This window comes from Alteromonas sp. AO-Serp, from assembly GCF_017849675.1.
Taxonomy (GTDB): domain Bacteria; phylum Pseudomonadota; class Gammaproteobacteria; order Enterobacterales; family Alteromonadaceae; genus Alteromonas; species Alteromonas macleodii.
Window position 1 is genome coordinate 1 of sequence record NZ_JAFLMX010000015.1, and the last position, 20,423, is coordinate 20,423.

Below are 20,423 nucleotides of genomic sequence, written 5' to 3' on the forward strand. Positions count from 1 at the left end.
CTTATCAAGCTGACGTAACCTATGGTACGAACAACGAATTTGGTTTTGACTACCTTCGTGACAATATGGCATTTAGCCCACAAGACCGCGTACAGCGCCCGCTTAACTATGCGGTAGTGGATGAGGTTGACTCAATTCTTATCGACGAAGCCCGTACACCACTTATTATTTCTGGTCAGGCCGAAGATAGCTCAGAGCTGTATCGCCGCATCAACACCATTATTCCTAAACTTGTTCAGCAAGAAAAAGAGGATGAAGAAGGCCAAGAGGGTGACGGTGATTACACGATTGACCTTAAAGCCAAACAAATTCACCTTACCGAGCGCGGTCAAATTCACGTTGAAGAAATCCTTCAGCAAGAAGGTATGTTACCTGAAGGTGAGTCTTTGTTTGCCGCTGGCAATATTTCACTGCTTCACCATATTAACGCTGCACTTCGTGCGCACAAGTTGTTTGCCAAAGACGTAGACTACATTGTAAAAGACGACCAAATTGTAATTGTTGACGAGCACACCGGCCGTACGATGGAAGGCCGTCGCTGGTCTGAAGGTCTGCACCAAGCTGTAGAAGCGAAAGAAGGGGTTCGTATTCAAAACGAAAACCAAACCCTTGCGTCAATTACCTTCCAGAATTATTTCCGCTTGTATAACAAGCTTGCGGGTATGACAGGTACAGCAGATACAGAAGCCTTCGAATTTAACCATATTTACGGCTTAGAAACGGTAGTTATCCCAACAAACCGTCCTATGCAGCGTAAAGATATGGCTGACCTCATCTACCTAACGGCAGAAGAAAAATACGAAGCCATTGTTGAAGACATTAAAGAGTGCGTTAAACGCGGTCAACCTACGCTTGTGGGTACTGTGTCTATCGAGAATTCAGAACTCATTTCTCGCATTCTTAAGAAGTCGAAAATTCCTCATAAAGTGCTTAACGCTAAGTTCCACGAACACGAAGCAGATATCGTCGCTCAGGCTGGTAAGCCAGGCGCGGTTACGATTGCGACTAACATGGCAGGTCGTGGTACCGATATCGTGTTAGGTGGTAACTGGCAGGCAGAAGTAGAAAAGATTGAAAATCCAACTGAAGCGCAGATTGAGAAGATCAAAGCCGAATGGAAAGAAAGCCATGACGCTGTGCTTGCCTCAGGTGGTTTACACATTATTGGTACGGAGCGTCACGAGTCTCGCCGTATTGATAACCAGCTTCGCGGTCGTTCGGGTCGTCAAGGTGACCCGGGTTCAAGCCGTTTCTACCTATCATTAGACGACGCACTTATGCGTATCTTTGCCTCTGAAAAAATGGGCAACATGATGAAGCGTTTAGGTATGGAGCGTGGTGAAGCCATTGAGCATCCGTGGGTAACTCGCGCCATCGAGAATGCACAGCGCAAAGTAGAAGGTCGTAACTTCGACATTCGTAAGCAGTTGCTTGAATACGATGATGTGGCCAACGACCAGCGTAAAGTCATCTACGAGCAGCGCAATGAGCTTCTTGATGAAGGCGATATTAGCGAGACTATCGCGGCTATTCGTGAAGACGTTATTTCAAGTGTTGTCGATGAGTACATTCCGCCACAGTCTCTAGAAGAAATGTGGGATGTAAGCGGACTTGAAGAGCGCATGCGTGCCGATTTCGCCGTAGACTTGCCAATCAAGACCTGGCTTGAAAATGACGACAAACTTTACGAAGAGAAGCTTCGCGAGCGCATTCTTGGCGAAGTCGTTGATGCTTATAAGCAGAAAGAAGCGGTAGTGGGCGAGCAGGTACTGCGCCAGTTTGAAAAAGCGGTAATGCTTCAAAACCTAGACAGCCATTGGAAAGAGCATTTGGCGGCAATGGATCACCTGCGCCAAGGTATTCATTTACGCGGCTATGCGCAGAAAAATCCTAAACAAGAATACAAGCGTGAGTCGTTTGCTTTGTTCTCACAAATGTTAGAAGCGCTTAAAGCTGAAGTGATCACTATTCTTGCGCGTGTAAAAGTACAAGCTGAAGAAGACGTGCAAAAAGTAGAAGAACAACGTCGTCAAGCTGACGATGTGCCAAAGAACTTCGAGCACGAAGAAGCGAACGCAACGCCAGAAGAGGCAAGTGACAAAGTACGTACGCAAGTTCGCGAAGGTGCGAAAGTGGGCCGTAATGACCCATGTCCTTGTGGCTCTGGTAAAAAGTATAAGCAGTGTCACGGCAAGCTTAAGTAATGAAAGTAGTGCATGTTGCTGTGGGCGTTATCGCCCGCGGCGATGAAATATTCATTACTCTTCGCCCTGACAATGTTCATCAGGGCGGAAAATGGGAATTTCCCGGCGGCAAAGTAGAAGACGGTGAGACCGTTCTACAGGCGCTGAAGCGAGAGCTTGCTGAAGAAGTTGGGATTATTGTGAACCGCAGCGAGCCTGTGATTGTGATCACCCATGATTACGGCGACAAGCAAGTTAAACTAGATGTTCATCGCGTGTGTGATTTTACCGGCGAGCCGCACGGCAAAGAAGGCCAACAGTCGCGGTGGGTCAAGGTAACGTCACTAAAAGCCTCTGACTTTCCTGAAGCAAACGTTCCCATAATTAACGCTTTACAATAGTTCTGCGTTATCCACCGTACAAAGTGAAGCGGCGTTCAGCCGCTTTTTTCTTATACCTAAGTATAAGTTGCTAATTCCTCGGTAATTTTTTTGAAAATTAATCTCAATCCTCAGAAGCGCATTAGACTATTGTACTTTGACAAAGTCGCTAGCATCATCTTTCTAGAACACACGTATATAAGTTTTTGATTTTATATTGATATGTAAAAAAGTGTCATTTATGACATTTGCGCCATTTTGCCGTTGAATTATGTTTCTACGGAAACAACGTACCCCTCTCCATACAAACGTATTTCGTTTAATACATTAATGCGCCCGGTTCTCAACGATATTTGAATAGTGTTTTTACAGCCATTCACATATCGAGGTTACTTATGGCGCTCAAAAAATCTACCGAACAAACAGTCGCTCCAGCAGTGCGAGTTGATGCAAAGATGCGTAAAGAAGCGGAAGAGGAGCGCCGCAAAGCAAGAACACTCGCGAGGCAGCAGCAAGCCGCAGAGCGCGTTGCTTCCGCCACGACTGAATTAGCAAGTGGTATAAATCAGGCCTCAAGCGCAACCGATCAGTTATCCACTGCAGTTAACGAAATTGCAGCAGGCGCCGAGGAATCGAGCAGTGCAAGCCAAGAAAGCTTAGCGGCTATCACTCAGATTTCAGGTGGCCTTGTTGCACAGCTTGAATTGGCAGGCTCGACAATGGACAAAACCAACGAGCTTCAAACGTACCTTGAGCGTGTGGTTGGCGATTTAAGCACCATGATGACCAGCGTTAAAACTGCGTCTGAGCATCAATCACGCTCAGTGGTCATGATGAGCGAGTTAGAGCAACAAGCATCAAACATCGGCGAAGCTGTCAAACAAGTGACCCGCATTGCCGATCAGACGAACTTGCTAGCGCTTAACGCTGCTATTGAAGCGGGACGCGCAGGTAAGCACGGGAAGGGATTTGCTGTAGTTGCCGATACGGTTCGCGCGCTCGCAGAAGTCTCAGACAAGAGTGCTGCTGATATAGCTAAGCAGATAGAGCGTATTCAAGAGCAATCAAATCGAGTCTCTGACGCCGTTAAATCCTCCTCAGAAGCAGCGCTTGAAGAAGTAACGAAAGGCGAAGCGGTTACAGAGCAACTCATTACGATTAAATCAGATATGCAAAGTATCGCAGACGGTGCGGGTGAACTACAGGCACAGGTCAAGGGGATGGATGCCGCAGCCAAAGAAATACAAACTGGTTCAGAAGCAATCTCGTGCGCGGCCGACGAGCAGTCAACCGCTGCCCAGGAAGTGTCATCTAATGTCTCTGAGCAGAGTGTTGCTTTGTCTCAAGCTGAACAGGCTGCACAGTCACTAGAAATAATCACCGAAGAGCTTAAAAACAGCACAGACATTAACAAGAGCGCAGAAGAGGTGGCATCGTCAGCTGAAGAGCTGTCAGCAACCCTCGAAGAAATCAATCGCTCATCAAGTGAAATAATGACGGCGTTGACTCAAGTGAATAACGGTTCGCAGCAGGCAGCAAGCTCTGTCGACCAAGCCGTGGGAAATATCGACCTGTTAAGAGAAGGTGTTGATAAAGCCTCAGCGCAGTGTGATGTAGCGTTAGAGAAGGGCAATGCTATCACTGGATTACTTAAAGAAAACCGTGCGCTGATTGAGGGAATGGTTAGCGGCATAAATCTGGCGCTTGAAACTAGCAAAGAAAATGTGAGTGCTATCAGTGAGATGGAAGTTATGACGCGCCAAATAGACAAGGTTATCGACACTATTACCACGGTATCAGTGAAAACCAGCATGTTGGCAGTAAACGGCGCAGTAGAAGCGGCGCGAGCAGGTGAGTATGGCAAAGGTTTTGCGGTCGTGTCTGCAGATATTCAAAGCCTAGCAGATGAAGCTGCTGAAAATGTAGAGCAGATAAAAGACCTCATCAAAGCCATTCAAGACCAGACAATGAGCGTAAAAACAGACTTAACTAATGTTGCTGAAAGTGCATCTAGAGAGGTCATGAAAGCGAAGCAAACTACGCAAGATGTCGAGCAAATTGCGACTGACATCAACGAAGTTGTGCAATATAACCAGGCAATGAAAGAGCGGGGTGAAGAAATTGCCGCGGGTGTTACACAGGCCCAGCGGGGACTAGAGCAAATTGCGACGGCAAATGAGCAAGCGAGCAGTAACTGTCAGCAGGCACTTAACGCAGCAGACCAGCAAAGCAAAGGCATGGAAGTGTTGGCCAAGTCCATTGAAGAAATTGCTTCAGTGGCTGACGAAATGCAAAACGGCTAATTGATAGCGCTTGTGTCTAATAGAGGAGCTTGCCTCATGAGTAACGAAAATACGAATAACGAGACCGCAAACGAAACTGAGCCAATGTCAGGTGGTGAACAACAGTTCGTGTCCTTCATGGTCAACGAGGAGCGTTTCACTTTTCCTATGCTTGCGGTGGGCGAAATCATTCGCGTACCGACTATGGTGTCTGTCCCCCTTGGTCCCGCACAAATGATTGGCTTAGCAAACTTACGTGGGAACGTATTGCCCGTGTATGACTTAAGCACAATCTTACTTGGAGCGAAGTCACAAGAGAGTGACGTAACCCGCGTAGTTGTAGTGGAGTCTGAGCTCGGTAGCGTAGGATTTCTGGTAGACAGAGTACTGCGCGTCTACAGTGCTAGCAGCGATGCTGTTATCGATAAAACTTCAATGACGGATTCTATCGCCTACGACTATATGCAGGGCATCATTAAACAAAGCGACCAGCCTGTAGAGCAAATCCTTGATGTTTCTGCGCTTGCAAAAGCACAGGCAGTCATCAAGCAAGATGGCAATACTATGCAGCTATCGGGAATGCAGCATATTGATAACGATGCGCCTGAAGACTCTCAAGAGGACGAGAATTTACAGCAGTTAGTGTGCTTCTCGCTAGAGGAACAAGAGTTCGCATTTCACCTTCAAGATGTAGAAGAAATTGTGCGTGTTCCCGCTGAGATATCGCAACTTCCGGACAGTGCACCTTCTGTTTTGGGGCTGGTCAATCTGCGCGGCCGCATCATTCCCATTGTCGACTTGTCGAACTCCATTGGCATGATGCGCACTGAAATTAACGAAGCATCGCGCATTGTAGTAACGCAAAACAGTGAGTTTGGTAGCGTTGGCTTTGTGGTAGCCAAAGTCAGTAATGTGGTGTCTATTTCTGAAGCTGAACTGGAATCTGTTCCTTCGGTATGTAATGACGGCGCGGAATCGGGGCTGCTTGAAGCGGTCTACCGCAGCGATGGCGGCAAACGTCTGGTGTCTATTATCAACCTTTCTAACATCTACAGCCGTGCGCTGATGAGCGCTTTAACCAGTCTTGATGCCGATATTCAGCAGGAGTCTCAAATGAATGATGGCAACGATTTAGCAATTGATGAAGATGACTGCGAGCAATACGTCATCTTTTGGATTAATGGGCAAGAATACGGTGTAAGCATTGACGATACGCAAGAGATTACTCGAGTACCTGAAAAGCTTGAAAGTGTGCCGAGTACGCCAGATTACCTGAAAGGCATTGTTAACCTTCGCGGTACGGTGTTGCCAGTTATCGACTTGCGCAGCCGCTTAGGTATGCCGTGCAGCGAAACGTCAGAGCGTCAGCGCATCGTTGTTCTTACTAAAGATAAACAGCGTACCGGGTTCATCGTTGATGGTGTTGCCGAAGTGAAGACCGTCGTTAGACAGACTATTGAAGAAGCGCCTTCTCTTTCTGAGATGCAATCTGAGTTCTTAAACCGCCTGATTAAGCTGAATGATGAAAAACGCATTATTCAAATTATCGAGCCCAAAGTCTTGCTCGATGACAATGCGGTATCTAAAGCTCAAGAGCAATGCTAGCTAATATTCGAGGTTATTTATGACAGTAAAAGTACTTATCGTCGACGATTCCGCGTTAATGCGAAAGCTGTTCACGCAACTCTTCGAGAAAGAGGGCTTTATTGTTCAAGTAGCACGTAACGGCGAAGAAGCGCTAACTAAAGCTGTAGAGTTCGAGCCAGACTGTATAACACTGGACATTAATATGCCGGTAATGGATGGCATGACGTGTCTGGCGATGCTCAAGAAACTTTATCCTTGTCCTATTATCATGGTGTCTTCGCTTACGCAAAAGGGAGCCACCATTACCCTAGAGGCACTCGCGCTTGGCGCAAGTGACTTTGTGTTAAAAACAGGGGGCACTGTTTCGCGGGATATTTCAGATTTAGAGGCGCCTTTAATAAACAAAATTCACGCCCTAGCCAAAACTGGCAAACCACAGCGTCCTACAATTAAACCGCCCCCAGTCGTGACACAGAAAGTTGTTCGCCACAAAACGAGCGTACCCTTTGAAGTCGTTCTGGTAGGCGTTTCCACTGGTGGTCCCAAAAAGCTTGAACACCTGGTAGCTAACTTAAGCCCCGCATTTCCGATTCCTATCGTTATTTCACAGCACATGCCAGCCTCTTTCACCAGTGCGCTGGCTAAGCGCTTGGACGGAATCAGTCCGCTCAACGTGGTTGAGGTGAATGCGAAGATGCCCATAAAGGCTGGCAACGTTTATCTTGCAAAAGGGGATGCTGATCTTGCCTTCTCAAAAATCGGCGGTGAAGTCTCAGCGCGCCCTGTGCCATCAAGCCCAAGTTTTCTGTGGCATCCAAGTGTGGATCGTATGGTAGACAGCGCACTTAACTGCTACAAGCCACTTTCTATGCTGTGCGTACAGCTGACCGGAATGGGGTGTGATGGTGTTGCCGCTATGAGCAAAGCGTTTAAAGAAGGTGCGACAACGATCGCAGAGAGTGAGGCGACCTCAGTTGTCTTCGGTATGCCAAAAGAGCTTATTGAAGCGGGTTGCGCCAGCTTCGTACTAGATAGTCCCAAAGTCGCATCTAAATTGAACGCGCTTTGTCGTTAAGAGGAGAAGTAATTATGGGTCTCAAGAAGAAAGTAGAACCTATTGCCGATGTTTCCGATGACTTTGAGGAAAAGCGCGAACACCCTCGAACGAAAGAGCAACTCATTAGCGACCTAAACTCGAGCGACAGTGATGTGCGCCGGTGGGCAGTAAGAGATTTGAGTGGCCAAAAAGATGCGCACGACGCCTTTATATATCGATTGCCACAAGAAGATGACCCCACAGTGATCGAGGCTTTATTTAGTGCGCTCGAGCATGATATGACTCAAAGTCATGCCTCGCAGGTTATTACCATGCTTAAAAGCGAACACGTGCAATTGCGAAATGGGGCTATTGAGCTTATGCAGCAAAACCCTGATATTTTTGCTGCGAATGTCAATTTACTCATGCACGACGAGGACCCTGACACCCGTATTTTCTGCGTAGACATTATAGGTGCGGTTGCTCACATAGATGCTGTGAACTGGCTGCACCAATTCGCTCTAAATGACGACAATGAAAACGTTGTGGGTACTGCACTGGACAAACTGGCTGAAATTGCTGATGTGTCTACTTTGGATATTTTGCAAACTGTTGAAAGCCGATTTCCGAATCATAACTACATTCAGTTTGTTATTTCGCTAATTCGTAATCAAGTGAGAAACGCCGATGAATAGTGTAGCACTAGACAAAATAGGTGCTGCCGATTTCGAACGGTTTCGCTCTATGTTTTACCGAAAAACCGGGATCCACTTCGAAGACTCGAAGCGCTATTTTGTAGACAAACGTCTCCATGAACGCATGAAGGCTACAGGTCATACGAGCTTTAAAGGTTACTTCACTTACATGCGATTCCAAGCGTCAGGTGAAGAATTTCAAAACCTCGTGAATTCAATGACTGTCAATGAAACGTATTTCTTTCGCGAAGAATATCAATTTGAAGCGATGACAAGAGAAATAATGGATGAGTTAGACGGTTATCGTCCTGCCGGAGAAGATTTGCGCATTTGGTCAGTACCCTCGAGTACGGGCGAAGAGCCTTACTCAATAGCGATATATCTTATCGAATATTGGAAAGGGTTGGCGCACAGAGATGTAGAGCTCATCTCTTCTGATATTGACAGCAACGTGCTGGCATCAGCAAAAAAAGGGCTTTATTCCAAGCGCTCTGTTCAGAACATACCGCTCCCGCTGGTGAAGAAGTATTTCAAAGAAATCAATGGGCAATTCCAGCTTAGTGATGACATACGTGAGTCCGTATCCTTTACGCTCGCGAATATTTTATCCGCAAATAATATGAAGCAGTTTAGGCATTTTGACCTCATTTTTTGCCGAAACTTGCTCATTTATTTTGATGATGAATCGCGTAAGAAGGCGGCGCAGGTACTCTTTGATGCGATGAAACCAGGTGGATACATTTTTTTAGGGCACAGCGAATCTATGAGCCGTATTTCGTCTATGTTTAAAGTACGCAAATTCGGTGATGTGATTGCTTACCAGAAGCCACTTACAGGAGGGGCATAACATGAAAACAGTAATGATTGTTGATGATGCCTCTACGGTAAGAATGTTCCACAAAATGCTGGTGACTTCGCCAGACAGAATTATCGAAGAGGCGGAGAATGGTGTAGAAGCGCTTGAGAAAGCTATAGGTACAAATGTGGACTTGTTTCTTGTTGATGTGAACATGCCAAAGATGGACGGTTATAGGCTATGTAAGGAAATACGGCTCAATGAGGCACTACGTGCGGTCCCCATTATCATGATAAGCACCGAGTCGGCTAATCAAGATGCCGAACGAGCCTATCAATGTGGGGCAAACTATTACATGACGAAGCCTGTGGATGCAGACACGTTGAAGTCAGTAGTAAGTGCAGTGATTGGGGGGTAAGCCAATGAGTGAATTACTTGATGTGTTTATTGGCGAGTCCCGCGAGAATTTAGAGTCGGCGAGCCAAGAGCTTTTAGAAATTCAATCGTCGGGCCCAGCTTCTGAGCGTGTAGACAAAATTTTTCGCGACCTGCACACCATTAAAGGTTCTTCTGATTTATTTGATATTAAACCTTTGACTCGCTTGGCTCACGCAGCAGAGGATTTGCTTGATAGTGTAAGGTCTAACGAGGTTACCTACAGCGATGATATAGGCGATTTGTTGCTTGAAGCCTTAGACCAAATTTCAATATGGTTTGACGAGCTCGAAGTAGGTTCTCAGAATGTAGAGCAATGGAAACCAATATCGACACAGCTTAGTGCTCAATTAAGACACTTTATCGACCCGACAGCATCGAGTGAAGTCGATGAAAGCAGCGCCATCGTTAACAACGAAAGCCCAATAGCAGACCCGCAAACGCTAAGCGAAGAGCACATAGCACTGATCGTCAATTTTGGTAGAAACGCTGACTTAGACCTACTTTGTAAAGCGACTGGCCCAGACTGCTATTTCATTCAGTACACGCCCGACGAAGGCTGCTTCTTTCGCGGAGAAGACCCAATAAATGTCACCGTAGCCTTACCTGGAATAAAGGCGTTTAATATTGAAATGCCCGAATTAGGCGAAGATGCAGATATCTATAACTGTTTCACTTCAATCAAAGCGCTTGGCGTTGCCGGCGAAGATGAAATTAAACAGCATATGGCGTATTACGAGGGGCAGTACTCTTGCGTTAGTTTTTCCACTCAAGCCTTAAAAGCTGCATGCACCGGTAAAATTCAAAAGTGCGTCGAGACTATCGACGACGAAACCTTAAACAGTGCCCTGAATGACACAGATATAGAGCAAGTGCATGCTAGCGCTGGACTACTGCTTGCCTCACTGAACTTTGACGACAGCGAAGATGATAGCGCTAATAGGGCTGTGCTGAGCCTGCTATCTTCAATCGACGATTTGAGTTTTCTTAATAACGAGATTCGAGAGGATGGATGCTCAGGTAAAGACACCAGTACGAATGCGTCTCCTGAAGTCAGTAATAGTTCGGCAAGCGAATCAGGCGACTCGAAGAGCGATGCCTCTAAGCCAAAAACCTTAGCGTTGCATGAACGAGCGATGCTAACACAACAGCTCACGCTACTAAATTCGGATAACTATAAATCTGAGTTCATGTTTCCTTCTATCGCAGGGCTGGTGGGTAATATTCTGGGCGCTGAGTTTGAAAATGAGGACGCGCTGGCGGTTGCCATTAGTAACGCGTTAGATGAGGAAACAATTCAAGCGCAAGCAAATGACGAGCAAGCGCAACAAACGTCGAATAACGCGACAGCTGAGGCTACACAGTCAGCTAATACACAGCCAGCTAACGCACTAGAAACGACAGAAGACACAGCTGCTCCTGTAAAAGCTGAACGCCAAGCGGTGAAAATGCTCAAGGTCGACCAGTCAAAAATAGATTACTTAATGGACATTGTTGGCGAGCTAACCGTTGCCAAAAATTCTCTGCCTTATCTTGCAAAGCAGGCAGAAGAAGAGGGAGGCAGTAGAAAGCTCAGTAAGCAAATCAAAGCCCATTTTTCCATTGTTAACCGATTAACAGAATCGCTCCAAAGTGCAGTGCTTCAGATTCGTATGGTCCCTGTTTCCCACGTATTTCAACGCTACCCTCGTTTAGTGCGGGATTTAGCCAGAAAGCTCGATAAAAAAATCGAGTTGTGTATGCAGGGGGAAGATACCGAGTTTGACAAAAATTTAATTGAGTCCTTATCTGAACCGCTTATTCACTTGCTAAGAAATAGCATAGATCACGGCATAGAGTCTCCTGCAGAGCGACTTGCAGCAGGAAAACCTGAAGTAGGTCGCATCGACCTCATCGCAACGCCGCTTGATGATAGCGTAATCATAGAGATTCGCGATGATGGTAAAGGCATTGACCCTCAAAAAATAAAGCTTTTGGCATTTCAAAAAGGGGTTATCAGCGAAACGCAGCTTGAAAATTTGGATGATAATGAAGCGCTACAGCTAATCTTTGCCGCTGGTTTTTCAACGTCTGAGCAAGTGTCAGATTTATCTGGGCGCGGCGTTGGAATGGATGCGGTAAAAACGATGGTTAGTCAGGCCGGCGGCACAATCGAAATGCAAAGCGAAGTGGGAGTAGGAAGTACTTTCAAACTATTGCTGCCCCAAACTATGTCAGTGAACCGAGTAATGATGTTCGAAGTGAATGATCAAATGTTTGGCGTTGGAATGGATGCCGTTGTTGAGACTGTCAAAGTGCCTACTGCCGATATCCAGCGTATTCGCAACGAACACGTACTGGTTATCCGCGAAAAGCTCATACCTCTTTGTGACTTGCGTGAAGCGTTAGGTTTCGAAGCAGCCGAAGAAAGGGAAGAGCATTCAATTCTTGTGGTATCAACGCCTCAGGGAGAGTTTGGATTAATCATTGATAAATTTCACGAAGGGATTGACGTTATTCAAAAACCGCTTGAAGGCGTGTTGGCCGGATACGCTCACTTCTCGGGAACGGCGCTGCTTGGCGACGGGCGTGTGTTATTGATTATCAACGTTCAAGAGGTATTAGCAAAATGCCTATAGCTTACAAAAAGAAAGTCGCGGTCATGACCGGGCACTGTGAAATAGAAGAAGCTGAAGCGCTCTTTGCTTGGTTGAATGAAGAGACTGCCCGACAAGTTAATTTAAAAGCCTTAGGTAGCGCACATACTGCTGTGTATCAGGTATTGCTAGCTACGAAGCCAAAAGTGAGCGTGTGGCCTGAAGCCGATGCACTATATTGGCTGACTGAAATGATGCAAAACAAGCAGAGTAAAGTGTGGTTCGAATGAGAGTGATCACGGTAGCTAATCGCAAAGGCGGTACGGCGAAAACCACCACGGTGGTAAATCTTGCTTATGGCTTCGCACAAGCGAATAAACGGGTCATTGTGTTGGATCTTGATAATCAAGGCCATGTTATGCATGGCTTAAAAGCACTAGGATGCGTTCAACAAAGCGATATAACTGAACTGCCTCTCAACACCTTCTTTACCTCTATTGTGAAGTGCGCTGACAACATATATGCCACCGATGTTGATACTTGTAATGCGAATACAAATGAAGAAATCACGCTAGATGTATTGCGTAACTGGTGCGACTCGGAAGCGGTAACGAAACATTTCGATATTGTTCTTATTGATACACCGCCAACATTGAGCCCGCAGCTTATGGCTGCGCTATCGGCAGCGACCGACATTATTATTCCAGCAACACCCCTTCCACTGGCAAGTGACGGTGTTCAGAAACTGCTCAATGCCTGCAGAAATGCAATGGCAGAGCGAAAGTTTAGAGCAACCAAACTCACTATTTTACCTGTCATGGTAGAACAAAATCTAAAGCTGCACAGACAGGAGTTAAGTAACTGGTACGGGCGCTATGGACGAAGCAAAGTGCTTAATCCCATTAGAAAGAGCATCAAACTCGCCGAGGCATTTGCAGAGAATAAGCCTGTATTTGCCTATGCTCCTAACAGTCGTGGCGCACATGACTATACTGAATTATGTAAACAATTAATTGGCTAACACGAGAGGTAATGCAATGAGCGCAATACACTTAGTAGATGACTCGGCCACCATGTTAATGAGCATGGAAATGTTATTAAAACGAGCGGGCTATACGGTCACAAAATCAGAGAGTGCGGAAGCGGCTATGACAGCCCTTGAATCAATCAGTCCTAAACTAATTATCACAGACTTAAACATGCCAGGTATGAACGGCATAGAGCTTATTAAAACGTTGAAACAGCAGTCTAAGTTCAGGTTCACCCCTATGTTGATGTTAACCACTGAATCTCAACAGAGTCGTCGCGAAGAAGCGAAAGCGGCGGGCGCGACAGGTTGGCTTGTTAAGCCTGTTGAGCCAGAGCAGTTATTAGGTGTAGTAAAGCAGTTGGTGCCAACTGCATAAGGTTAGATTATGAAAGTACTTGAAAAAACAAAGCAGTATTATGAGTTGGTACTCGCTGAGAAGTTTAAAGTGCTTAAGGATAAGACGAACAAAGTTCAGGACTCACTTTTACTTTGGAGCGGTTTGGTTGGTGTGTCTATATTGAGCATGGCAATTTCGTTGAATATATCGCCACAGCTATTAAATGGGCAAGCAGGTACCGTTGCCACAATACTGGGTTTCTTGAGTTTTATTACATGGTATTCGCATAGGCAAACAAGCGTATTCAAAGCCAGTCTTAATAAACAGGAGAGTTACTTACAAGAAACCTCTGATCAACTCAACGAAACACATGCTCAAGTCAGTGAATATGTAGCCATCCTCAAAGGCCAAATGGACGGCATAAGCGCCATCACAGAAGATGCATCGATGGAATTGATGAAGGCGCTGTACGAAATTGAAAGTAGCATTCAAGACAGTATAGATAACGTTGAGTTAGGGCAAAAGAACGCGCTTAGCTGCAAAGAAAAAAGCGCCGATGAGTTTGAGCTAGCTGCAAAGCGCTTATCGAGTATTAAAGCCATGATAAGCACCCAGCGGGAACAGCAAATCGCAGATACAGAAGCGATTCAAGGGGTAATGCGTGAAGTTGAGAACCTCAAAGAACTCACCGAACTGGTTAAAAATATTGCTTCACAAACCAACTTATTAGCGCTAAATGCGGCTATCGAAGCAGCTAGAGCCGGAGAATACGGAAGGGGCTTTGCGGTAGTGGCAGAGCAAGTACGTATATTGTCTTCCCAGTCTTCAGAAGCGGCTGAAAAAATAGAATCAGGTATAAAGTCCGCTCTTGATGCCGCGCATCATCAGGGAGAGAAAATGCTTAATTCAACGCGTGCTAACGACACGCGTGAACTATTAACGGGGTTTTCTGAATCGTTAGAAAACATTACGAGCCACTATCGGGTGTTAGAAGAACTTAATCCCAAAATGCTGGCATGTTTTTCACAAAGCGCGACGGAAGTGGCGTCTAAAGTGAGTGGTGCAATAGCCAAGATTCAATTCCAAGATATTATTCGCCAGCGCACCGAACACGTGAAGTTAGAGCAAGATGCCATTGTTAGCTTGTTCGGACAATTCTCGTCTTACATCAATAATCGCGAACATTTTGACGAGTCTTTTAATTTAAGCACGAAAGAAATGTTTGAAAAATACGTTATGGAAGATCAGCGTAAAATCCATTTTGACATCAATGAATCTTCACCAGAAGAGAAAAATGAGTTTGAAGAGGCGCGAGAGCCAAAAATAGAACTCTTTTAGCTGAGGGCCCATCAGGGCCCAATAGCCTTTCTGACTGTGCTTTTGTTATTCTTTTGCTGGTAAGTCAAATAACAAGATAACTTACGCTTAAAGCGTTATTCGTTCAGCGGTGGCAAATGCCACATCCAGTTTGAAATAAGCGGCTTCATTAATAAAGTGCGGGTAGGTTTCAGTTTCGTTTTCCCACACGATATCTTTGCCGTCAAACGTCCGAAATACAGGTGCCCCAGGTATGAGAGGTTTGAAATCGTTATCTTGCAGTGAATGATGGATCATGGCGGTACGTTTTCCATTAGCATCTAACGGAAAAGACACATTATCGCCTAAACGAAAAGCTTCACAGGCAGGCAAAGCGTCAGTATTAATTTGCCCTTTATTATACGCGGCACAAAAATCCAATATTGCTTCAGCCATGGTTTGTGTTAGAAGGTAAACATCTTCTCTTAACACGCCCTGTGGCTGCCCACCCACTTCTATCATTACACCTTTCTTACCAGTGGTGCACAGGTAACCATGTTCAAGGTAGGGCTTTTCGTCTTCTACCAAAATGTTGGCTTCTGGCATTTGTTGCTTTACGTATCGCGCCAGCTGAATATGAAATTCATCCGCTTCCAAAATGATAAGCGTAGCACCCATTTCGCTGGTGGTGTTGTGAATATCAATCACAAAATCTGTGTTCGAATCACCCTTAGGCCCTAACTGTTGGTTAAGAGCCTTAGCAAGCTCAGCTTCTTTCGCAGAATTGTTATTCGATAAACGTTCAAAGGTAAACTGACGGTTTAAGTCTTCGTCTACGAAACGAACGTTTGCCGCAATGGCCGCTTCATTGGCGATGCTTAACGAAACATTTAGCTCATTAAATCGCGAAGGTAGCCCAAACTGTTGCCAGTTTCGAATAAGCTGAATACCACTGGTTTCATTTCCATGAGTACCACCAACAAGCGCGATAGAATTAAACATTCATGTTCCTTTTAGTATAGGTTGAGGATGAGGAAGGCTGCGCAGCGATCTATTGAGTAATATTGTGATGAATTAATACGTTTGCTGTCTGCGCATCTACCCACGACTTGGAGACCAAGTAAACCGATACTACACCACTGCGCTTTGTACGAGAATACGTCTTAGTGGAATTTACCTAAATACTGGTGTTTGCCAAATTGTGGGGAAAGACAGCGCGTATTAGTGCTTAAAGAAGTCATCTGATTGCTGTGCTAGCATCGCCTCTATCTCTTCAACATCGATATGCTTGGGCGTTGCGTCTTCTGCAGGCTTGCCGGCTATTTTTCTGTCTTCAGCGGCCCATTCACCTAAATCGATAAGTTGGCATTTTTTACTGCAAAAAGGGCGATATTCGCTTGTTGGTGCCCAAACAACCTGCTTGGCACAAATAGGACATTTCACTTCCATTATTTACTCCAGTGAAATACGTCTAAACGGCGAAGTTTGCGATTTGCTTATACTACCGCAGACGGGAAACAATAAATTAAAGACTCTGGCCTGCTGATCATTGCGGTACATCAAACATCAACAGGTCTTAAGTTTAACAGGCAGCTAAACGAAACTGAATACTGCTTTCCACTGCGCCAGATTGGCCCTCTTGAGGAGAAAATAGCATGAAGCGGAGTGCGTAACGGTATTTATTGCCGCTAAGCGTAGGGTAATACCCTTCATCAACGCTACATTTAACGCGAATTAACTCGTTTTTATCTTCTGCAGCGCCTTGGTAAAAACCGTTGTCAGCAACCACATTGACAAATTGACCTCGTTCGCGAATGAACGACAGGCTAACAGCAATAGCATCATCGAGTAAGGCTAACGTTTCAAGCCATTGCGCTATTTCAGCGAGGCGTTGTTCAAGGGGTTGTTGTAACCAAAAATGAAGATTGGGCAAATCGAAGCTACACGCGCCACCTGGAATGGCAAAGCGCTGCCTGATTGCGCTTAGCAGTTTATCTTCTTTCAAAGCACTACCAAAACGGCGGTCTGTTTTTAGCTTTTGTTTTAGGGTAAGCACGGTTTTTAGCGCTTGTTCTAAGGCGGTGCTGTCAATTTTCGGGTGCTTAGACCAATAAACCAAGTTCTTTTCATGGGCTTCGAGGTCTTTGGTAAGATCGGAGCGAAGATCCAGTCTTTCAATGAGATCAAGTAATTCGAAAAGCTGTTCAAAGAACACCAGCTGCAGATGAGTATGTTCTGATTTAGCCATAATTTTAAGTTGCCCAAGCAGCTGCTCAACACGTAAATAGTTACGTACTTTTTCCTTTAGTGGAAATTCGAAAACAGCGTGACCCATGGAACCCCTTAAAACACATAGACTTAGAGAAATGTCGCTAAAAATTTAGCTGAACAGTGAAAGGCAACAAGCCTAAAGCATCAAAGCGTTTAAGCCAAGTATACTTGTTCGCCAAATCTTTACTTTGACGTTAATTGGTCAAAAAAGTTTCAAAAATCAATCCGTAAGGCTGTAACGCCCTGCTTTTAGGTGGTGAATTTAGTTATTAGGGATGTGTTTTTGCGTTAACTTCGTCTTTCAACTTCACGCTTTAGATAGCGAAAGTAAGTGTTCATGCAAGGCCGAAACTTGCGAAGAGAGGGCGTTTAGGCTGGTGCTATTGTCTAATACATGGTCTGCAGCGCTCAGCCGTTCTTTACGGCTAGCTTGTGACGCCATAATACTTTTTATCGTTGCTTCAGAGCTACCATCTCGCTTTAAGGCGCGTTCAAGCTGAAGCACTTCAGGGCAGTCAACCACTACTACGTGGTTACACATTTCAGTAAGCTTGTTTTCAACCAATAGTGGAACAGACAAGATGCAATAGGGGGAAGTCGATTCCATGATTAGCTGTTGCATGCGAGAACGAATAAGCGGGTGGAGAAGGCCGTTCAGCCAGGTTTTTTCATCTGGGTTAGCAAAAACCTTCTCTCGAAGTGCGGCGCGATCAAGGCTACCGTCTTCAAGCAAAATATGCTCGCCAAAATGCTCAGCTATTTGAAGTAACCCTTGTGAGCCCACGGCAACCACATCCCTTGCGACCTCATCGGCATCCACGATGTCTATGCCTAACGACGCAAAAATATCAGTGGCAGCAGATTTACCGCTACCTATCCCGCCAGTAAGGCCTACTACAAAGGGGGTCTGCTTATTCATAATGCCGGCACCTTCTAACTAAAGTACGTAATCAAGGTAGGTGGTAATAATGGCATCTTTAAAAAGCAGTGTCAGCCAACCCGCCACTGCGAGATAGGGACCAAAAGGAATTGCCAGCGACTTACCTTTGTTTTGAATCACCATTATGAGTATGCCTGCAATTGCACCAACAAACGAAGAGAGCAAAATAATAATGGGCAAACCTTGCCAGCCCGTATAAGCGCCAAGTGCGGCGAGCAGCTTGAAATCACCATAGCCCATGCCTTCTTTGCCAGTGGCAAGCTTAAATAGCCAGTAGACAGACCACAAGCTTAAATAACCCGCCGCTGCGCCAATAATAGCGTCGGTGGTGCCTACAAAAATGTGTTGCGTGCTCAACAGTAACCCCAACCACAGTAGAGGCAGTGTCAACTGGTCAGGTAATAGCATCTTATCTAAGTCAATAAACAGCAGAGCAACGAGTATGTAGGTAAACAATACGGCCCATAGTGCTTGCGATGTGACACCAAATTGATAGGCCGCAAACGTACAGGCTAAAGCAGTAAACAATTCAACCAGCGGGTATCGAACTGATATTCCAACTTTGCATTTAGCGCATTTACCTCTAAGGAACAGGTAGCTAATAACAGGAACATTTTCCCATGCGCGAATCTTGTGGCCGCAGCTAGGGCATGTGCTGTCTGGTTTTACAAGGTTGAATACTTCTTCTTTCGCTGATGAGTTTTTATCATTAGGTGTCGGCTCACCCTCGCTAAAATAGCTTTGGTACTCTTGCTGCCAGCTGCGTTCCATCATAATAGGCAAGCGGTAAATCACCACATTCAAGAAACTGCCAACCATTAAACTTACAAAAAAGACTAGGGAATAGAATACAGCAGGGTAAAGCTGACTAAGCGTAATTATCGCGTCCATGGTATGTGGTTCTTATAATTGTTGATTTTCGTTCTTTTGGTGCTGAGCCACGTTATACCACGTTACCCATCTGGAATATAGGGAGGTACATAGCCACAATCAAGCCGCCGATTACCACGCCAAGTACGGCCATGATCATAGGTTCAAGTAGGCTAGTTAAACCGTCTACCATATCATCGACTTCAGCTTCATATATGGTGGCAATTTTGCTGAGCATTTCATCAACCGCGCCCGACTCCTCACCAATGGCAATCATCTGCGTCACCATGTCAGGGAATACTTGTGTAGCGCGCATTGCAACGTGCATAGGCATACCGCCTGCCACTTCTTTACGCATGTATAAAATGGCATCGCGGTATACTGCGTTGCCCGATGCACCGGCGGCGGATTCTAGTGCGCCAATAAGCGGCACACCTGCTGCGAAGGTCGTGGCTAGGGTTCGGGTGAAGCGCGCAATACTGGCTTTTTTTAGTATCTCGCCGATAACGGGAATTTTTAAAATGTTGCGGTCTACCGTGTCACGTAGCTTCTGGCTTCGCTTATAGGTGCGCATAAACATAAACCCAGCACCACCAATACCTATGGCGATAAAAATACCGTAGTCTTGGACGAACCGTGAAATAGCCAATACGAACTGGGTAAAGGCAGGGAGTTCTGCGCCAAAGCTGCTGAAAATCTCTTCAAACTGCGGCACAACAAATATAAGAAGGATGGTCGTAACAATAAAAGCAACAACCAAAACCGCGATAGGATAAAACATCGCTTTTTTGATTTTTGATTTTAGTGCTTCGGCCTTCTCTTTATAAGTCGCAATGCGGTCATAAATGGTTTCAAGTGCGCCCGACTGCTCACCGGTATAAACCAAGTCGCAATATAAATCGTCAAAATAAAGAGGGTGTTTTCTGAGCGCCGATGACAATGGATTACCCGCTTTTACCTCATCGGTTATTTCGCCAAGAAGTTTGCGCATTGAAGAATTGGCGTGACCTTGGGAAATCATTTCTAACGATTGGATAAGGGTAACACCGGCGGCGAGCATGGTGGCGATTTGACGTGATATGACAGAGATGTCTGCAGCAGTAATTTTCGGGCTTCCGCCAAAAAGGGGTTTAGCTAACTTTTTAACTTTGTTTGCTGAGATTCCTTGGCGCCGAAGTAGATTTTTCGCTTCTGACAAAGAGGCTGCGGAGATCTCACCTTTGCGAGATTGACCATGTCGATCTTTCCCTTGCCAAATGAAAGTTACGGGAGCTCGTGCCAAGATTGAACCTCGCTAGTATAAATAAAGAAAAAGGCTCACAACGTGAACCTTTTTTGTAAGTTGACTATGATTAGCAAAGAGTTGCAGGGTCGCAAACTGTTGTCCATGTAACGCGTCGTGTAGCGACATCTACAGCTGGAGTCATTTCATAAGTACCCGCACCAGTGATAGAAGAATCAGTTGGCTTAGTCGCCGTGATAACGCCGTCTACAACCGCTAATCCAACTACGCCAGTATCAGCGGTTACTACATCCGCAATACCTTTTGCGTTGCTGTCACAGGCATCTAAAATTTCTGTAGCGGTTGTTCCTGACTCAGTTTGCGCACAAACTTCAACTGCAGATTTAGCTGCCGCTGTAGCGTTTACAACCTCTGTAAAGCGAGCTTTCTCTGTGTAGTTTTGGTAAGCAGGAAGTGCGATTGCTGC

At 45.6% G+C, this 20,423-nt stretch carries 20 protein-coding genes; 13 read left to right on the forward strand and 7 right to left on the reverse strand.

The window, feature by feature from the left end; all coding sequences use genetic code 11:
• The 13 genes from secA to QVA83_RS01350 all read left to right on the forward strand — a co-directional run.
• Nucleotides 1-2,204, forward strand: a 2,204-nt coding sequence (gene secA / locus QVA83_RS01290) for a preprotein translocase subunit SecA (protein WP_287498042.1), incomplete at its 5' end; no start/stop codon positions are given.
• Nucleotides 2,204-2,584, forward strand: coding sequence for an 8-oxo-dGTP diphosphatase MutT (mutT, locus tag QVA83_RS01295; RefSeq protein ID WP_014950420.1), 381 nt, complete (start codon nucleotides 2,204-2,206; stop codon nucleotides 2,582-2,584). The genes secA and mutT, both read left to right, overlap by 1 nt.
• Nucleotides 2,585-2,958: 374 nt before the next feature.
• On the forward strand, nucleotides 2,959-4,866 hold the full coding sequence (locus QVA83_RS01300) for a methyl-accepting chemotaxis protein (protein ID WP_156078736.1): 1,908 nt from the start codon (nucleotides 2,959-2,961) through the stop codon (nucleotides 4,864-4,866).
• Nucleotides 4,867-4,902: 36 nt separating this feature from the next.
• Entirely contained in the window at nucleotides 4,903-6,450 is a 1,548-nt protein-coding gene (locus QVA83_RS01305) for a chemotaxis protein CheW (RefSeq protein WP_156078735.1), read from the forward strand.
• Nucleotides 6,451-6,469: 19 nt separating this feature from the next.
• A complete protein-coding gene (gene cheB / locus QVA83_RS01310; RefSeq protein ID WP_131138163.1) occupies nucleotides 6,470-7,507 on the forward strand; it encodes a chemotaxis-specific protein-glutamate methyltransferase CheB in 1,038 nt (345 codons plus the stop codon).
• 14 nt (nucleotides 7,508-7,521) lie between these two features.
• Nucleotides 7,522-8,163, forward strand: a complete 642-nt coding sequence (locus QVA83_RS01315) for a HEAT repeat domain-containing protein (protein ID WP_014950416.1) — start codon at nucleotides 7,522-7,524, stop codon at nucleotides 8,161-8,163.
• Nucleotides 8,156-9,010, forward strand: coding sequence for a CheR family methyltransferase (locus tag QVA83_RS01320; RefSeq protein WP_039227968.1), 855 nt, complete (start codon nucleotides 8,156-8,158; stop codon nucleotides 9,008-9,010). Before QVA83_RS01315 ends, QVA83_RS01320 begins: the two co-directional genes overlap by 8 nt.
• A gap of 1 nt (nucleotide 9,011) precedes the next feature.
• Nucleotides 9,012-9,377 (forward strand): response regulator, encoded by a 366-nt coding sequence (locus QVA83_RS01325; protein WP_039227970.1) that lies wholly within the window; start codon nucleotides 9,012-9,014, stop codon nucleotides 9,375-9,377.
• 4 nt (nucleotides 9,378-9,381) lie between these two features.
• On the forward strand, nucleotides 9,382-12,012 hold the full coding sequence (locus tag QVA83_RS01330) for a chemotaxis protein CheA (protein ID WP_156078734.1): 2,631 nt from the start codon (nucleotides 9,382-9,384) through the stop codon (nucleotides 12,010-12,012).
• Nucleotides 12,003-12,260, forward strand: coding sequence for a hypothetical protein (locus QVA83_RS01335; protein WP_156078733.1), 258 nt, complete (start codon nucleotides 12,003-12,005; stop codon nucleotides 12,258-12,260). Before QVA83_RS01330 ends, QVA83_RS01335 begins: the two co-directional genes overlap by 10 nt.
• A complete protein-coding gene (locus QVA83_RS01340) occupies nucleotides 12,257-12,991 on the forward strand; it encodes a ParA family protein (RefSeq protein ID WP_101565582.1) in 735 nt (244 codons plus the stop codon). Before QVA83_RS01335 ends, QVA83_RS01340 begins: the two co-directional genes overlap by 4 nt.
• A 16-nt stretch (nucleotides 12,992-13,007) precedes the next feature.
• Nucleotides 13,008-13,376 (forward strand): response regulator, encoded by a 369-nt coding sequence (locus QVA83_RS01345; protein WP_014950410.1) that lies wholly within the window; start codon nucleotides 13,008-13,010, stop codon nucleotides 13,374-13,376.
• A 9-nt stretch (nucleotides 13,377-13,385) separates the two neighbouring features.
• The gene (locus QVA83_RS01350) at nucleotides 13,386-14,675 is read left to right on the forward strand and encodes a methyl-accepting chemotaxis protein (protein ID WP_014950409.1); all 1,290 of its coding nucleotides are present in this window, start codon (nucleotides 13,386-13,388) and stop codon (nucleotides 14,673-14,675) included.
• A gap of 87 nt (nucleotides 14,676-14,762) precedes the next feature.
• On the opposite strand, the gene QVA83_RS01355 is transcribed toward QVA83_RS01350, so the two are convergent.
• The 7 genes from QVA83_RS01355 to QVA83_RS01385 form a co-directional block, all read right to left on the reverse strand.
• Nucleotides 14,763-15,635 carry an aspartoacylase gene (locus tag QVA83_RS01355; RefSeq protein WP_039227982.1) on the reverse strand — a complete coding sequence of 291 codons (873 nt, stop codon included), beginning with the start codon at nucleotides 15,633-15,635 and terminating at the stop codon, nucleotides 14,763-14,765.
• A gap of 219 nt (nucleotides 15,636-15,854) precedes the next feature.
• The gene (yacG, locus tag QVA83_RS01360; RefSeq protein WP_014950407.1) at nucleotides 15,855-16,082 is read right to left on the reverse strand and encodes a DNA gyrase inhibitor YacG; all 228 of its coding nucleotides are present in this window, start codon (nucleotides 16,080-16,082) and stop codon (nucleotides 15,855-15,857) included.
• A gap of 133 nt (nucleotides 16,083-16,215) precedes the next feature.
• Nucleotides 16,216-16,968: a cell division protein ZapD gene (gene zapD / locus QVA83_RS01365; RefSeq protein WP_287498043.1), complete on the reverse strand. Its 753-nt coding sequence runs from the start codon at nucleotides 16,966-16,968 to the stop codon at nucleotides 16,216-16,218.
• A gap of 243 nt (nucleotides 16,969-17,211) precedes the next feature.
• Nucleotides 17,212-17,823 (reverse strand): dephospho-CoA kinase, encoded by a 612-nt coding sequence (coaE, locus tag QVA83_RS01370; RefSeq protein ID WP_075176907.1) that lies wholly within the window; start codon nucleotides 17,821-17,823, stop codon nucleotides 17,212-17,214.
• An 18-nt stretch (nucleotides 17,824-17,841) separates the two neighbouring features.
• The gene (locus tag QVA83_RS01375) at nucleotides 17,842-18,735 is read right to left on the reverse strand and encodes a prepilin peptidase (RefSeq protein WP_156078732.1); all 894 of its coding nucleotides are present in this window, start codon (nucleotides 18,733-18,735) and stop codon (nucleotides 17,842-17,844) included.
• 52 nt (nucleotides 18,736-18,787) lie between these two features.
• Nucleotides 18,788-19,996 carry a type II secretion system F family protein gene (locus QVA83_RS01380; RefSeq protein WP_283648489.1) on the reverse strand — a complete coding sequence of 403 codons (1,209 nt, stop codon included), beginning with the start codon at nucleotides 19,994-19,996 and terminating at the stop codon, nucleotides 18,788-18,790.
• A gap of 70 nt (nucleotides 19,997-20,066) precedes the next feature.
• The coding region (locus QVA83_RS01385; protein ID WP_287498044.1) for a pilin at nucleotides 20,067-20,423 on the reverse strand (357 nt) is incomplete at its 5' end.

What these genes read in the sequence shown, in the direction of transcription:
- QVA83_RS01300 (WP_156078736.1), top strand. Translation starts at nt 2,959, where the DNA reads ATGGCGCTCAAAAAATCTACCGAACAAACAGTCGCTCCAGCAGTGCGA.
- QVA83_RS01350 (WP_014950409.1), top strand. Translation starts at nt 13,386, where the DNA reads ATGAAAGTACTTGAAAAAACAAAGCAGTATTATGAGTTGGTACTCGCT.
- cheB (WP_131138163.1), top strand. Translation starts at nt 6,470, where the DNA reads ATGACAGTAAAAGTACTTATCGTCGACGATTCCGCGTTAATGCGAAAG.
- QVA83_RS01335 (WP_156078733.1), top strand. Translation starts at nt 12,003, where the DNA reads ATGCCTATAGCTTACAAAAAGAAAGTCGCGGTCATGACCGGGCACTGT.
- QVA83_RS01315 (WP_014950416.1), top strand. Translation starts at nt 7,522, where the DNA reads ATGGGTCTCAAGAAGAAAGTAGAACCTATTGCCGATGTTTCCGATGAC.
- QVA83_RS01355 (WP_039227982.1), bottom strand. Translation starts at nt 15,635, where the DNA reads ATGTTTAATTCTATCGCGCTTGTTGGTGGTACTCATGGAAATGAAACC.
- QVA83_RS01330 (WP_156078734.1), top strand. Translation starts at nt 9,382, where the DNA reads ATGAGTGAATTACTTGATGTGTTTATTGGCGAGTCCCGCGAGAATTTA.
- QVA83_RS01340 (WP_101565582.1), top strand. Translation starts at nt 12,257, where the DNA reads ATGAGAGTGATCACGGTAGCTAATCGCAAAGGCGGTACGGCGAAAACC.
- zapD (WP_287498043.1), bottom strand. Translation starts at nt 16,968, where the DNA reads ATGGGTCACGCTGTTTTCGAATTTCCACTAAAGGAAAAAGTACGTAAC.
- coaE (WP_075176907.1), bottom strand. Translation starts at nt 17,823, where the DNA reads ATGAATAAGCAGACCCCCTTTGTAGTAGGCCTTACTGGCGGGATAGGT.
- yacG (WP_014950407.1), bottom strand. Translation starts at nt 16,082, where the DNA reads ATGGAAGTGAAATGTCCTATTTGTGCCAAGCAGGTTGTTTGGGCACCA.
- QVA83_RS01305 (WP_156078735.1), top strand. Translation starts at nt 4,903, where the DNA reads ATGAGTAACGAAAATACGAATAACGAGACCGCAAACGAAACTGAGCCA.
- QVA83_RS01320 (WP_039227968.1), top strand. Translation starts at nt 8,156, where the DNA reads ATGAATAGTGTAGCACTAGACAAAATAGGTGCTGCCGATTTCGAACGG.
- QVA83_RS01375 (WP_156078732.1), bottom strand. Translation starts at nt 18,735, where the DNA reads ATGGACGCGATAATTACGCTTAGTCAGCTTTACCCTGCTGTATTCTAT.
- mutT (WP_014950420.1), top strand. Translation starts at nt 2,204, where the DNA reads ATGAAAGTAGTGCATGTTGCTGTGGGCGTTATCGCCCGCGGCGATGAA.
- QVA83_RS01325 (WP_039227970.1), top strand. Translation starts at nt 9,012, where the DNA reads ATGAAAACAGTAATGATTGTTGATGATGCCTCTACGGTAAGAATGTTC.
- QVA83_RS01345 (WP_014950410.1), top strand. Translation starts at nt 13,008, where the DNA reads ATGAGCGCAATACACTTAGTAGATGACTCGGCCACCATGTTAATGAGC.